This is a genomic window from Micromonospora lupini, from assembly GCF_026342015.1.
Lineage (GTDB): Bacteria > Actinomycetota > Actinomycetes > Mycobacteriales > Micromonosporaceae > Micromonospora > Micromonospora lupini_B.
In genome coordinates this window covers 1105081-1118709 of sequence record NZ_JAPENL010000001.1, presented here as the reverse complement: position 1 = coordinate 1118709, position 13629 = coordinate 1105081, and the positions used below count along the sequence as shown (strand labels likewise).

Below are 13629 nucleotides of genomic sequence, written 5' to 3'. Positions count from 1 at the left end.
CTGGAGCGGCGCGGCTCAGCCGGCCCGCTGGGCGGCATCCCTGGCGTGCGCCAGCTCCTCGGCGTGGTCGCGGGCCCAGGCGCGCGCGTGCTCGACGACGCCGAGCAGCGAACGGCCGAGCGCTGTCAGCTCGTACTCGACACCACAGTCGTCGGCGCCTGCCACCGGGCGGCGGCGCACCAGGCCATCGCGCCTCATCAGGGCGAGGGTCTCGGTGAGCACCTTCGTGCTGATCGGGCGTAGATGGCGGCGCAGGACGCCGAACCGGCGCGGCCCGTCCTGGAGACACAGCATGATCATCGCGGTCCACTTGCCGCCGATCTGGATCGGAAACGTGCTCATCGGGCACGTGGGGTCGAAGGAGGGCAACGGCCCGACCGACTGGGTCACCGATCCAGCGTAGGTGGTCACGTTGCGGTAACCACAGGTGCGGGACCTACCGTCGTGCCCATGTCCACCACCTCACCAGCGCGACGGGTCGCGGTCCTCGGTGCCGGCGGCCGGGTCGGCCGTGCGGTCACGGCCGCGCTGCTCCCACACGGCCTGCACGTCGAGGCCGTGCTCCGTCAACCCGACCGCCACGACCTGCCGCCCCACCCGAGGCTGCGCGTCGTGCCCGGCGACGCCCAGCGCCCGGCGGAGCTGGCGTCGACGCTGCGGGCCGTCGACGCCCTGGTGCTGGCCGTCACGCCGTTCTCCGCCCCGCCACAGTCGTTCGACGACTTCGACCTCGACTACTACGCCGCAATCGTCGCCGGCATCGACGCGACCTGGCGGGCGCCCCGTCGACGCCTCGTGGCGGTGGGGCTGGCCGCCACACTGACGCTCGACTCCGGCACCGTGTTGATGGACGATGAGACGCTGTTCCCGCCCGCGCTGACGCCGTTCGCCCAGGCGCACGCCCGGCACCTGCCCGCGCTCGCCGCCACGACGCTCGACTGGGCGGTGCTGACCCCGCCGGCCGGGTTCGGGACGCCGGACGGGCCGGCGGCGGGGCAGGCGTACCGGCTGGTCGCCGAACCCCTCAGCCGCGAGCAGGCGACAACCACCTTGACGTACGACGAGTACGCCCGCGCCGTGGCCGACGAGGTGGTGCGGCCGAGCGTCCACGCGGCCCGCGTCGCGGTGCTCTCCCGCGCGTGAACGCCGCGCCGAGCCCGGCGGGTCAGCGTGAGTGGGCCGGCCGGTCGAGGATGGCGCTGAACCGCTCCTCGGCAAGGTCGAGCTGGCCGAAGATGTGCGCCTTCACCTTCGGCGACAGCGGGGTGTCCGGACGGCCGATCAGATCCCGGAAGAGCGGCACCAGCGGCCGGTACTTCTTGGCCGACGAGACGACCTTCGGCCCGATCGTGTGGATCACCCCGACGCCGTTGTCGGTGAAGTCCGACACCTTGATCACTCGCGCCCAGGGTTCCCGGTCCAGGCTGACCGCCAGGTGCTCCCGGTACTGGACGTTGCGGTCGCGCTGCGGGTCGTACACCGGATTGGTGACGGCGGCGACCAGGGTGGCCACCCGCGGCCCGAACCGCGCGGCGAGCGCGGCCAGCGCCGCCCCGGTCGGGTCGTTGCCGTCGTCGGCCAGGTCGGCCAGGTCGGCCAGCTCGGCCGGATGGTCCTCCACCGCGTCGTGCAGCAGGCCGGCGACGATCACGTCGACGTCGCGGACCTGGTAGTGGTGCATCAGCCGGATGGCCACCCGCAGCAGGTGGTTGAGGTACGGCTCGCGGACCCGCCTGTCGTCGCGGTGCAGCTCGGCGGCCAGGTCGAGCGCGGCGGTCAGGCGGGCTCGTTCGGCGTCGTCGAAGCGCTCGACCTCCAGCCGGAAGCGCTCCAGCAGGCCCGGTTCGCCGTGGATCTCGGTGATCGCGTGCATCGGCATGCTGCCCAGGTGCGGCGGGAAGTCCATGCGTCACTTATAGCCGATCTTCCCCCCGTCGATGGCCCGGTTCGTCGCCGACCCGACCACGCGATCCCGCGGTGATCGACTCGGTCTCCCGGTAATCGGGGTGTCCGGAGCGCTCGGACACCCCGATAGCACGGAAACGGAGTCGATCACCGCAGCCGGTCGTTCAGAGCGGCAGTCGATCGGCACCGGCGAGCGGGCCCACCACGAGTGGCACCAGCGGAGTCGGCAGGACCGGGTCGCGGCGCAGGGTGGGCGTCCAGCCGGCGTCGGCGCCCAGGTCGGGATCGTGGGTCGCGTTGTACGCCGCCAGCACGTCGACCGGCCGGGCCGGGCCGCCGCCCTGGCGCACCCAGGAGCCCCGCTCGGTCAGCGCCGTGCCGCCCCAGTCGTAGAGCAGGTCGGCCGGGTCGACGCCCGCGTCGAGGGCGAAGAAGTTGTTCTCCGCGTAGATCGCCGACTGCACGCCGACGCCCAGCGCGTACTGGAAGCCGTCACCGCCGAGCCGGTACAGGTTGTTGTAGACGTCGACCTGCCCGAACCGCACCCGGGGCAGCCGTTGCAGGACGCCGTCGAAGAGGTTGTGGTGCACTGTCACCCTCAGCCGGCCCACGTCCGGGCCGACGGTGTTCGACGAGCCGATCAGCATCAGCTTGTCCCGTCCGGTGAAGCGGTTCCAGGAGGCGGTGACACCGCTCGCGGTGTGCGTGACGTCCAACGACCCGTCGTGCACCTGGTACGGCCGTCCGAAGTAGACAGGCTGAGCGCTGTCCGGGTTGTCGCCGTCGGTGAACGTGTTGTGGTCGACCCAGACGTGCTCGCTGCGGCGTACCGAGATCTGGTCGTACTGGCTGTTCCAGTTGCCGGCGTCGCCGTCGGTGGGGGACCACGCGGGAAAGCAGTCGCGGGCGTCCACGAAGGTCAGGTTGCGCACGATGGCGTTCGACGCCCGGTCGATCATGAGGGTGAGGCCGGTCAGCCGGGCGCCGCGCAGCCCGACGATCGTGGTGTTGGGGCCGACGTTGACCTGCGTCTGGCCGGTCTGGTTGGCCACCGAGCGCACCCGCGCGTCCTCCAGCGGCCCGGCCGGCGGCACCCGACCCCAGACCGCCGGGTCGTACGCGGCCAGGTAGGCGTCCAGCCGGTACGCCGGGTCCGCCAGGTCGGCGCAGCTCAGCGCGGTGCCGTCCGGCCCCTCGAAGCCGTCGACCGTGCCCGCCACATAGATCAGCTTCGGAGTGGCGTCGGTGGCGTTGCTGGCGTTGTCACCGCCGAGCGCGGCGACCAGCCCGACGCGGTCGTGCACCACACGCGTCCGCTCGGGCGTTGCCGCCGAACCGCCTGTGGTGCCGACGCCCTCGGCCGCCCATCCGTCCCGCTCGGGCAGGGCCTGCCGGCCGAGCTGACGGGCCGACCAGGACAGCCGGTCGGCGGAGGCGGAGTCGAAGCGGGAAGGGGCGGCAGGTGTGCCGACCAGCAGGAGGGCAAGCGCCATCGCGCCCACGAGGGGTGTACGCATTGATTGTTTCCGTTCACTGGTGACGGTTCGGCGTCCACCAGGAACGGTAGATTCACGCTTTTATTCCGGTCAATATCTATTGTTTGCAGGAATGTTGCAGTGGAAGCGCGAGTCATGGTCGGCTGACAGGAAAAGCCTGGTCAACTGCCCTGGACCGCGTCGTCGGTCAGGTCGACGTGGAATTCTGGAGCGACGAGGCCGAATCCCGCGCCCGCCTCAACCCAGGGTGGACGACCGGGCAGGCAGAGAAGACAGCCGATGCGTGCCGACTGGACCGCCGTGCCGGCGACGGTCACGACAGGGATCGCCGAACGGGTCGGGGGTGCCCATGAGGTGATCCCGGCATCGAGCGGCGATCATGCCGAGATCGCCTCGGCCGTCGTCGGTCCGGACGCGACTGTCTTCGTCAAGGCGGCCCCGGCAGCTGTCGGGGTCGGCTACCGGTCACTGCGCTGCGAACTGGCGGCCACCCAGGCCGTCGACGGGTGGCCGCCAGCAACACCGATTCCGACCTACTTTTCATCACCTGATCTTCCGGCTCGCCGCACCCGCCTGGGGCACGGCGAGCTAGGCGGTCAGCTCGGCCCGGTACGGCGGCGCGGCCCACGGCACGCCCCACTCGCTCGGCAGGGCTCCCTGCTCGGCCGACAGGCGCAGCACGTCGACCACGCCGCGCAGATGACGGACGCGCTCCCCACCCTCGCCCACCACGTCGACCAGGTCGCCGTCGAGCAGCCGAGGCTCCGGCGCGGCGCGCAGCGCGTCCAGCAGGGCGGTGAACGGCGCGGTACGGGCCAGCGGGGCGATCAGCGGCACCCCGGCCGGATCGGCCCGATGGGCGAGTAGGTTCTCCAGCAACCCTCGCCGCCCGGGGACCCGACGGGTCACCACGTCGCCGGGCAGGCGCAACCGGTCCGTCGGGTACTCCAGCACCGCCTGTCCCGTCGTACCTGTCACCACCACCTCGCCCGCCACGAACTCCTCGGCGATGAGGGTGACCGCCGCCAGCACCGGTGGGCCGGCACGGAACCGGACCCGCAGCACCGCCGTGTCCTCCACCTCGATCGGCCGCACCCGGTAGCGCTCCACCTCGATGGCGGCCGGCCACGGCGGAGCCCCGCCCAACGCCTCGGCGACGGCCAGGCACTGCATCACCGCGTGCGCGAGCGGGTTGACAAGCGCGCCGTCCAGCACGGGACGGCCGTGCAGGACCCGTCGACCGGCCCACGGGGAGCGGGCGTAGTAGGCGTCCGGCCGCTGCCAGGCCGCGACTGTCGCGATTCGGGTGACCGCGCCGAGTCGGCCGGCTGCCAGCGCGTCGGTAAGCGCGGTGAGCGCCGCCGAGCCGAGCGCCTGGAAACCGACCTGGGCCACCCGGCCGGCCGCCGCCAGCGCGCCGGTCAGCTCCTCGTGTTCGGCAAGCGACAGCACCGGCGGCTTCTCCAGCAGCAGGTCCGCGCCGGCCGCGAGAGCGTCGCGGGCGATCGGCAGGTGCGTGTGCGGTGGGGTGCAGATCACCACCACCTCCGGCCGGGTGGCGGCGAGCATCGCCCGATGGTCGGTGAACACCTCGACCCCGGGCGGCACCGGCGCCCCCGGTTCGTCGCGCACCGGCTGGACGTCGACAAGGGCTACCAGCCGCAGCCGGCCGTCGGCGTGCAGCGGCGCGATCACCCGCCGGTGCCAGCGGCCGTGCCCGTTCGCCCCGATCACCGCCACCGTCACCGGCGGCACCGACCCGTTCACGAGGCGTCGACAGGCGTCGCCACGGTCACCGGAACGCCGGCCACCGCCGTCGGTGCGCCGGCCACCGCGGCACCGCTCACCTGGCGCCGGCCAGGGTCGCCTCGACGCCGTGTCGGCCGAGCGCGGTCAGCCAGGCGGTCACGTCGGCGCGTACCTCGTCGTCGTCGGCGACCTCGGCCGGGATCACCTCGCGCAGCGCGAAGACGGCATCCACCGCGCCGGCCGGGCTCTGCGTGCCGGCGTCCAGGGCGGCTCGGATCGGCCCGGCGAGCGGGTCCTGCAACGGCAGCGGTGAGCCGTCGTCGGCGTACCCCAGCGCGAAGCGCAACCAGGACGCCACGACGAGCGCGCCCCAGCGCGCGGACCGGCCGCCCGCGCGCAGGTCGGCGATGGTGTGCAGGATGCGCTGCGGCAACTTCTGGGAGCCGTCCACCGCGACCTGGAGGGTGCGGTGCCGGATCGCCGGGTTGGCGAACCGGGCGAGGACCTGCTCGCCGTAGTCGACCACGCGCACCCCGTCGGGCGGTGTGAAGCTTGCCGCGACGTCCTCGGCGATCAGCCGGCGCAGCACGTCGGTCAGGTGCGGGATCTCCAGGGCGTCGGCGATGGTCTCCCGGCCGGCCAGCGCGCCGAGGTACGCCACGGCCGAGTGCACGCCGTTGAGGCTGCGCAGCTTCAACCGCTCCCACGGCCCGGCGTCGTCGGTGAGCACGGCGCCGGCGTGCTCCCAGCCCGGTCGCCCGCCGGGGAAGTCGTCCTCGATGACCCACTGCGCGTACGGTTCGGCGGCCACCGCGGCCAGGTCGGTCACGCCGAGCGCCCGACGGGCCGCGTCGATCGTCTCCGGGGTGCTTGCCGGCACGATGCGGTCCACCATGGTGCCGGGGCAGGTCACGTTGGTGGCCACCCAGTCGACGAGCCCGGCGGGCACCCCGGCGGCCCGCTCGACCGCCTGGTCGACAAGGCCGCGCAGCCGCCGGCCGTTGGCGGGCAGGTTGTCGCAGCTCACCAGCGCCAGCGGCCCGGCGTCGGCGGCGGCGCGGGCGGCCAACCCGCGCAGCAGCAGCCCCGGCACTGTCGTCGGCGCCTGACCGCCGGCGAGGTCCGCGGCGAGCGCGGCGTCCGGGGACAGTCGGCCGGTGACCGGATCGAGTTGGTACGCCTTCTCGGTGACGGTGAGCGTCACCACGCGTACCGCCGGGTCGGCGAGCAACGCGACCACGGCGTCCGGGTCGCTGGGAGCGTGGCGTACCCCGCTCAGCGCCCCCACCACCCTTGTGGTGCTGCCGGCGGCGGAGAGGGTGCTGACGCTGAACAGGTTGTCCTGGGCGGCGAGCGCCTCGACCAGTGCGGTGCTGCGCGGGGCGACGGCCACGATACCCCAGTCGCCGCCTGCCGCGCCGACCGCCGCCTCGGTGTAGACGGCCTGGTGCGCGCGGTGAAAGGCGCCCAACCCCAGGTGTACGACGCCGACCGGCACCGTGCCCGGCCGGATCAGTGGACGGGACTCGACGGGCAGGTGGCGCAGCACGCCCAGGCCGAGGCGGGAGGCGCCGACTGTCACCGCCATGCCGGACCGTCCGGGAAGCGGAACTCGGCGATCGACTCCGGTTTCAGGGCGGCGCTGTAGCCGGGCCGGTCGGGCAGCAGGTACCGGCCGCCGCGGGTGCGGACCGGGTCGACGAAGTGTTCGTGCAGGTGGTCGACGTACTCGATCATCCGCCCGTCCAGGCTGGCGCCCACCCGCAGGTAGTCGAAGATCGCCAGGTGCTGGACGTACTCGCAGAGGCCGACGCCGCCGGCGTGCGGGCAGACCGGCACCCCGAACTTCGCCGCCAGCAGCAGCTCGGCCAGGACCTCGTTGACGCCGCCGACCCGGCACGCGTCGATCTGCATCACGCCAATCGCCTCGGCCTGGAGCAACTGCTTGAAGATCACCCGGTTGGCGGCGACCTCGCCGGTGGCCACCCGGCACCGGCCCCCGGTCAGCTCGTCGACGGCGCGGGCGATCCGCGCGTGGCCGAGGATGTCGTCGGCGTGGGTCGGCTCCTCGATCCAGTAGGGGTCCACCTCCGCCAGAGCGGTCATCGCGGTGATCGCCTCGTCGACGTCCCACACCTGGTTGGCGTCCATCATCAGCAGCGCGTCCGGGCCGATCTCCTCCCGGATGATGCGGGCCCGGCGCACGTCGTCGGCGAGCGGGCCGCCCACCTTCATCTTCATCGCCCGCCACCCGTCCTCGTACGCCCGGCGGGTCAGCGCCCGTACCTTGTCGTCGGGGTAGCCGAGCCAGCCGACCGAGGTGGTGTACGAGGGGAAGCCGTCACGTTCGAGCGTCGCCAACCGGTCGGTCAGGCCGTCGCGTCCCTTGTCGAGGATCGCCGCCGCGTCGTCCGGCGTGAGCGCGTCGGTGATGTGGTGGAAGTCGACGCTGGCGACCAGCTCGTCGGTGGGCAGGTCGGCGAGGAACCGCCACATCGGTTTGCCGGCCATCCCGGCCCGCAGGTCCCACACGGCGTTGACAAGCGCGCCAGTCGCCATGTGGATGACGCCCTTCTCCGGGCCCAGCCAGCGCAACTGCACGTCGGCGCTGAGCGAGCGCCAGAACGCCACCGGCTCGGCGGCGATCTCGGCGATCGTGCGCCCCCGCACGTGGTGGGCAAGTGCCCGCACCGCCGCGCAGGTGATCTCGTTGCCCCGCCCGTTGGTGAAGGTGAACCCCGCGCCTGTCGGCCCGGCGTCGGTGCCCAGCTGCACATACGTCGCCGAGTAGTCGCCGCGGTTGACCGCGTCGGAGCCGTCGCCCCGCGCGGCGGTGGGGAACCGCACGTCGTGCACCTCGACGGAGGTGATGGTGACACTCACTGAGCCTGCCTTTCGTTCGTGACTGCGGGGCTCCGCTGCGTTGCGCTCCTCGCGCTCACCTGTCGTCCCCGCCGAAGTTGAAGACCCGCTTGGGCAGCCGGTACGCCAGGTCCACGATCGTCTCGGCGGCCTCGTCCAGCGGCAGCCGGTGCTCGGCGACCAGTCGGGCCAGGAAGCCGGCGTCGACGCGGCGGGCCACGTCGTGGCGTACCGGGATGGAGCAGAACGCCCGGGTGTCGTCGACGAACCCGGTGGTGTTGTAGAAGCCGGCGCTCTCGGTGACCGTCTCCCGGAACCGGCGCAGCACCTCGGGGGAGTCCAGGAACCACCAGGGAGCGCCGAGCAGCAGCGCCGCGTAGCCACCCGCGAGGGGCGCCAGCTCACGGGTGAACGTGTCCTCGTCGAGGGTGTAGAGCACCACTCGCAGACGGGGATCGTTGCCGTGGCGCTCCAGCAGCGGGGCGAGCGCGTGCACGTACTCGGTGGCCTGCGGGACGTCGCCGCCCACGTCGCGGCCGTGCCGGGCGTACAGCCAGCGGTTGTGGTTGCGCACCGCTCCGGGGTGTAGTTGCAGGACCAGGCCGTCGTCGAGCGACATCCGGGCGAACTCCATGAGCATGTGCGCGCGGAACGCCTCCGCGTCCGCCGCGTCGGCCGCGCCGCGCAGACCCCTGTCGTACAGCCGGGCGGCCTCGGCCGGGGTCAGGTCCAGGGTGCGGGCCGTGGGGTGGCCGTGGTCCGACGAGGTCGCTCCGGCGGCGATGAACGCGGCCCGCCGGGCCCGCAGGGCGGCCAGATAGCCGGTGTACGTGCCGGTGTCCTCACCGGCCAGCACGCCGAGCCGCGCCACGTTGGACGCCCAGCCCTCGTGTTCCATGTCCACCACGTCGTCCGGGCGGAACGTGGTGACCACCCGGCCGCCCGGCCCGCCCCACCCGTCGGCGGCCAGCTTGGCGTGCTGCGCGAGGTCGTCCAGCGGCGACTCGGTGGTCGCCAGGACCTCGATGGTGAACCGCTCGAACAGCGCCCGGGGCCGAAAGTCCGGTTCGGCGAGCCGGGCCGCGATCTCGTCGTAGACGGCGTCGGCGGTGGTCGGGCCGAGCGGGGTGTGCACCCCGAACACGGTGCGGAAGGTCTGCTCCAGCCAGAGCCGCGACGGGGTGCCCCGGAACAGGTGCCAGTGCGCGGCGAAGCGCCGCCAGATCACCCGACCGTCGGTCTCTACGGGGCTGCCGTCGCGGGTCGGCACCCCCAGCTCCGAGGGGGGTACGCCCTGACTGAGCAGCATCCGGGTCAGGTAGTGGTCGGGCACGATGAGCAGTTGCGCCGGGTCGGGAAAGGGCAGGTCCTCGGCGAGCAGGGCCGGGTCGACGTGCCCGTGCGGCGAGATGATCGGCTGCCTCGCGGCGAGGGCGTACAGCTCCCGGGCGAGCGCGCGCTGGCCCGGTTCGGAGGGCAGGAGCAGGTCGGTGTGGTCGGGCGTCGGCACGGGGTCGGGCTCCTCGTCTCCTGGATCAGCGGGGGGTGAGCAGGTCGGCGACCCGGACGGGTTGCCCGGTCTCGAAGGACCGGTTGGCGGCCAGGCCGGTGAGCAGGGCCAGCGCGCCGTCGTCGGCGGTCGCGGCGCGGTCCAGCGGATCGGGCTCGCCCCCGAGGAGCACCCGGGTCATCCGGGCGTCGGCGCCGCCGTGCCCGTGCCGGGTACGACCCTCGACGGGGATCTGCCGGGGTGGTTCCCAGAACGGGCGCAGGGTGAGCGTCGCGCCGCCGCCCTCGGCCGCCGCCTCGACACCGTGCAGCGCGGCGCCCTTGACCGCGCCGGCGGTGCCCCTGTCGACGAAGTCGTTCTCGGTCACCTCCAGCTCCAACCGACCCCGGCTGCCGTTGACCATCACCCGGTAACCCTCCCAGGGGGCGTACGCGGTGAGGTGGTAGGTCATCGTGGCCCCGGTGGAGTAGCGGGCGAGCACCGCCATGTCGTCCTCGATGCTCACGCCCGGGGCGAAGACGTTGCGGTCGCGCTGGTAGCCGTCCTCGGCCTCGGCGTCGAGGTACAGCTCGCGCAGCCGGGGGTGCGCGTCGAGGCGCAGGGCGAACGGGTCGTCGGCGGCGGCGGGGGAGCCGTACGCCCGCTCGTAGTCGCGGGCGTAGCCGTGCCGTCGGCCGTCCTCGCCGTAGAAGAACAGGCGGCCGGCGGCGTACACCTCGACCGGGGTGGCACCCAGCCACCAGTTGACCAGGTCGAAGTGGTGGCTGGCCTTGTGCACCATCAGCCCGCCGGAGGTGGCCTTGTCGCGGTGCCAGCGACGGAAGTAGTCGGCGCCGTGCCGCACGTCGAGCAGCCACTCGAAGTGCACCGAGCCGATCTCGCCTACCGCGCCGTCGGCGAGCAGGCGGCGGACCTGCTCGTGCAGCGGGTTGTAGCGGTAGTTGAAGGCGACGGTGACCCGGCCGCCGGTCTCGGTCACCGCGTCCAGGATGCGCCGGCAGCGCGCGGCGTCCACTGTCATCGGTTTCTCGGTGACCACGTCCCGGCCGGCGCGCAGCGCGGCCACCACGTACTCGTCGTGGGTGACGTCCACGCTTGTCACCAGCACGACGTCGACGCGCTCGGCGTCGAGCATGGCGCCGAACTCACCGGCCGGGTAGGCCGGCGCCGGGCGGTGGCCCAGCTCGGCGAGCCAACGGTTGTGCGCGTCCATCCGTGCCTGGTTGACGTCGGCGAAGGCGGCCAGCTCGGTGGTGTCGGCGTGGTCGAGCACCAGGGCCCGGACGAACATCTCCGCCCGTGCGCCGGTGCCCACGACTGCGTACCGGACTCGCCCGTCGGATCTCGGTGACATGCGATCGCCCCCAGGTGATCCCTGCAAAGGTTTGCAGTGAAGTAATCACGATCAATGCGACGACGTCAACGACGGCGACGCAATCGGCGAGAAATGTCAGTATTTGCGGCGTAGGAAGTCACCACGAGGAGTGTCGACGCAACAGAACCGCAACCATTGACCGTTGACAGTGGAGCAACCGTTTGCATTAATTGGCGGCACCCACGTGACCGTCGCCACATCGGACGAAGGGCCCGCCGTGCCAGTCACCATCCGGGACGTCGCCCGCGCCTCCGGGGTGCACATCTCCACCGTGTCCCGCACCTTCTCCGCCCCGCACCTGGTCAACCCGGAGACCCGGGTCCGGGTGCTGGCCTGCGCGGAGGACCTGGGCTACCGGCCGAACCGCGCGGCCCGGGCCCTGATCACCGGGCGGACGCACAACATCGGGCTGATCATCGCCGACATCGCGAACCCGTTCTTCCCGCCGCTGATCAAGGCGGCGGAGAGCCAGGCCCGCCACCGCGACTACCACGTCTTCGTGGCCGACACCAACGAGGACCCGACCGCCGAGGAGGAGCTGGTCCACGCGCTCGCCAAGCAGGTCGACGGGGTGCTGCTGTGCAGTCCGCGGATGAGCAACAGCCTGATCGAGCAGCTCAGCCGGGAGGTGCCGCTGGTGGTGGTGAACCGCCAGGTGACCGGCCTGCCCTGCGTGCTGATGGACGTCGGGCAGGGCGCCCGGGCGGCGATCGAGCACCTGATCGGTCTCGGTCACCGCGGCATCGCACTGCTCGGCGGCCCCCGCAGCTCGTGGACCAACCGGGAGATGCGCCGCGCCGCCGCCACGGCCGCCCGCAGCGGCGGCGCGGAGCTGACCCTGCTCGGCCCCAACGCGCCCACCGAGACCGGCGGCCTCGCCGTCGCCGAGCAGGTACGGCGCAGTGGCGTGTCGGCAGTGCTCGCCTACAACGACCTGATGGCGATCGGCCTCATCGAGGGGCTGGACGCGCTCGGGGTCCGGGTGCCGCAGGAGGTGAGTGTCGTCGGGGTCGACGACATCGCCCTGAGCCGGCTCACCCGCCCCAAACTGACGACGGTGGCCACACCCACCGGGGCCGCTGGCCGGACGGCCGTCGACATGCTGCTGCAACAGGACATCGAGTCACCGCGCGGCGCGCGGAGCCCCGGTGCCGGCACGGCGCTCGGCGTCCGTCGTACCACCGCACAGGTAATGCTGCAGACCGACCTGGTCATCCGCGACTCGACCGGCCCGGGCCCGCACGCCCGACCGGCACGTCTCCTGGCCGCATCGCGTGGCCCGGACCCGCACAGCCCTGCGGGCCGGGCGTCCCGACCGCGGCCACCGGTGACGCCGTCGCCTCCTAATGCCGAGGAGTGAGCGCACATGCAACCCGCAACGCCCCCCACCACTGACACGTCCGCCGGGCGCCGTCACGGTGCCCCCCTGCCCCGGCGGCGACTCCTGAGTGGCCTGCTCGCCGTGACCGTCGCCGCGCCGCTGATGTTCGGCGCCGCCGCCTGCGGAGACGACGGCGGCGCCGCCGACCCGAGCGACCCGGTCAAGCTCTCGATCTTCTGGTGGGGCGGCGACGCCCGGGCCAAGCTGACCGAGGACGCCCTGGCCCTCTACACCGCCAAGCACCCGAACGTGACCTTCGAGACGACCTGGCAGGCCAACCAGGGCTACTTCGACAAGCTGGCGACGCTCACCGCCGGCGGCAACCCGCCGGACCTGTTCCAGATCGACGACAACTACCTGGCCGAGTACGCGGCCCGCAGCACCACGCTCGATCTGACCCCCTACCAGAAGTCCGCCAAGCTGGACACCTCGAAGTTCCCCGAGAGCCTCTGGCAGTACGGCGTGGTCGACGGCAAGCTCGCCGGCCTGGCCGCCGGGGAGAACACCCAGGGCCTGGTCTACAACAAGACGTTGCTGATCAAGAACAACCTGCCCGAGCCCACCACCGGGATGACGTGGGAGCAGCACATCGCCTGGGCCGAGCAGGTCACCGCCGCGACCAGGATGCCCGGCACGCAGGACCCGAGCGCCGACTACAAGGCGCTCTGGGTGTGGCTGCGTCAGCAGGGCAAGGACCTCTACAAGGGCAAGGAACTGGGCTTCAGCGCGGAGGACGTGGCCAAGTGGTTCGAGCTGTGGAAGGGCGCCCGGGACCGCAGGGCCACCCCGAGCGCCGACGTCATCCACGAGGGCAACTCCAGCGACGTCACCAAGCAGCTGGTGGTCACCGGCAAGGCGGCCACCTCCTGGGTCTGGGCCAACCAGATGCCGGACCTGAAGAAGAACACCAAGGACGAGCTGGGCGTGATCGCCTACCCCGGTGACCCGAGCGCGCAGTGGGCCCGGGCCTCGATGTACTGGTCGGTGTTCAAGGGCAGCAAGAACAGGGACGTCGCGGTCGACGTGATCAACTTCCTGAACAACGACCCGGAGGCGGTCAAGCTGCTCGGCACCGACCGCGGCCTGCCGTCCAACCTGGACCTGCGTCGGCTGGTCAGCGACGGCACCACCGACCCGGCGATGAAGCAGTCCATCGCCGTCGAGGCGGAGTTGACCCAGAAGTTCGGCCCGTCCCCGCAGGTGCCGATCAAGGGTCACAGCAAGGTCAAGTCTGAGCTGATCAAGGCCGCCGAGAACGCCCAGTACGGCCGGGCCACTCCGGCGCAGGCCGCCGCCCAGTTCGTCGAGGCGTGCAAGTCCGCCATCGCCTGACCGCCGCACCAGGCGAGGA

11 protein-coding genes are annotated in these 13629 nt (G+C 72.4%); 3 read left to right on the top strand and 8 right to left on the bottom strand.

Features of this window, described 5'->3' with window-relative positions; all coding sequences use genetic code 11:
- Positions 1-15: 15 nt before the first annotated feature.
- Entirely contained in the window at positions 16-390 is a 375-nt protein-coding gene (locus OOJ91_RS05165) for a winged helix-turn-helix transcriptional regulator (protein ID WP_266243058.1), read from the bottom strand.
- Positions 391-450: 60 nt separating this feature from the next.
- On the opposite strand from OOJ91_RS05165, the gene OOJ91_RS05160 reads away from it, so the two are divergent.
- Positions 451-1143 carry an NAD(P)-dependent oxidoreductase gene (locus OOJ91_RS05160; RefSeq protein ID WP_266243056.1) on the top strand — a complete coding sequence of 231 codons (693 nt, stop codon included), beginning with the start codon at positions 451-453 and terminating at the stop codon, positions 1141-1143.
- Between the two features lie 22 nt (positions 1144-1165).
- On the opposite strand, the gene OOJ91_RS05155 is transcribed toward OOJ91_RS05160, so the two are convergent.
- The 7 genes from OOJ91_RS05155 to OOJ91_RS05125 form a co-directional block, all read right to left on the bottom strand.
- Positions 1166-1906 (bottom strand): HD domain-containing protein, encoded by a 741-nt coding sequence (locus OOJ91_RS05155; RefSeq protein WP_266243054.1) that lies wholly within the window; start codon positions 1904-1906, stop codon positions 1166-1168.
- A gap of 163 nt (positions 1907-2069) precedes the next feature.
- Entirely contained in the window at positions 2070-3422 is a 1353-nt protein-coding gene (locus OOJ91_RS05150; protein WP_266243052.1) for a pectate lyase family protein, read from the bottom strand.
- A gap of 567 nt (positions 3423-3989) precedes the next feature.
- Positions 3990-5147 (bottom strand): Gfo/Idh/MocA family protein, encoded by a 1158-nt coding sequence (locus OOJ91_RS05145; protein WP_266243050.1) that lies wholly within the window; start codon positions 5145-5147, stop codon positions 3990-3992.
- Between the two features lie 97 nt (positions 5148-5244).
- Complete coding sequence (locus OOJ91_RS05140; RefSeq protein WP_266243048.1) at positions 5245-6738, bottom strand: mannitol dehydrogenase family protein; 1494 nt, start codon at positions 6736-6738, stop codon at positions 5245-5247.
- On the bottom strand, positions 6729-8033 hold the full coding sequence (locus OOJ91_RS05135; protein WP_266243046.1) for an enolase C-terminal domain-like protein: 1305 nt from the start codon (positions 8031-8033) through the stop codon (positions 6729-6731). The genes OOJ91_RS05140 and OOJ91_RS05135 overlap by 10 nt, the downstream gene beginning before the upstream one ends.
- A 55-nt stretch (positions 8034-8088) precedes the next feature.
- Complete coding sequence (gene uxaC / locus OOJ91_RS05130; RefSeq protein ID WP_266243044.1) at positions 8089-9522, bottom strand: glucuronate isomerase; 1434 nt, start codon at positions 9520-9522, stop codon at positions 8089-8091.
- Between the two features lie 25 nt (positions 9523-9547).
- Positions 9548-10876, bottom strand: a complete 1329-nt coding sequence (locus OOJ91_RS05125; protein WP_266243043.1) for a Gfo/Idh/MocA family protein — start codon at positions 10874-10876, stop codon at positions 9548-9550.
- Between the two features lie 238 nt (positions 10877-11114).
- Here OOJ91_RS05125 and OOJ91_RS05120 point away from each other — a divergent pair, with 238 nt between their 5' ends.
- Together OOJ91_RS05120 and OOJ91_RS05115 are read left to right on the top strand one after the other, a co-directional pair.
- Positions 11115-12257 carry a LacI family DNA-binding transcriptional regulator gene (locus OOJ91_RS05120; protein WP_266243042.1) on the top strand — a complete coding sequence of 381 codons (1143 nt, stop codon included), beginning with the start codon at positions 11115-11117 and terminating at the stop codon, positions 12255-12257.
- A 6-nt stretch (positions 12258-12263) separates the two neighbouring features.
- Positions 12264-13610 (top strand): ABC transporter substrate-binding protein, encoded by a 1347-nt coding sequence (locus OOJ91_RS05115; RefSeq protein WP_266243041.1) that lies wholly within the window; start codon positions 12264-12266, stop codon positions 13608-13610.
- Positions 13611-13629 lie beyond the last annotated feature (19 nt).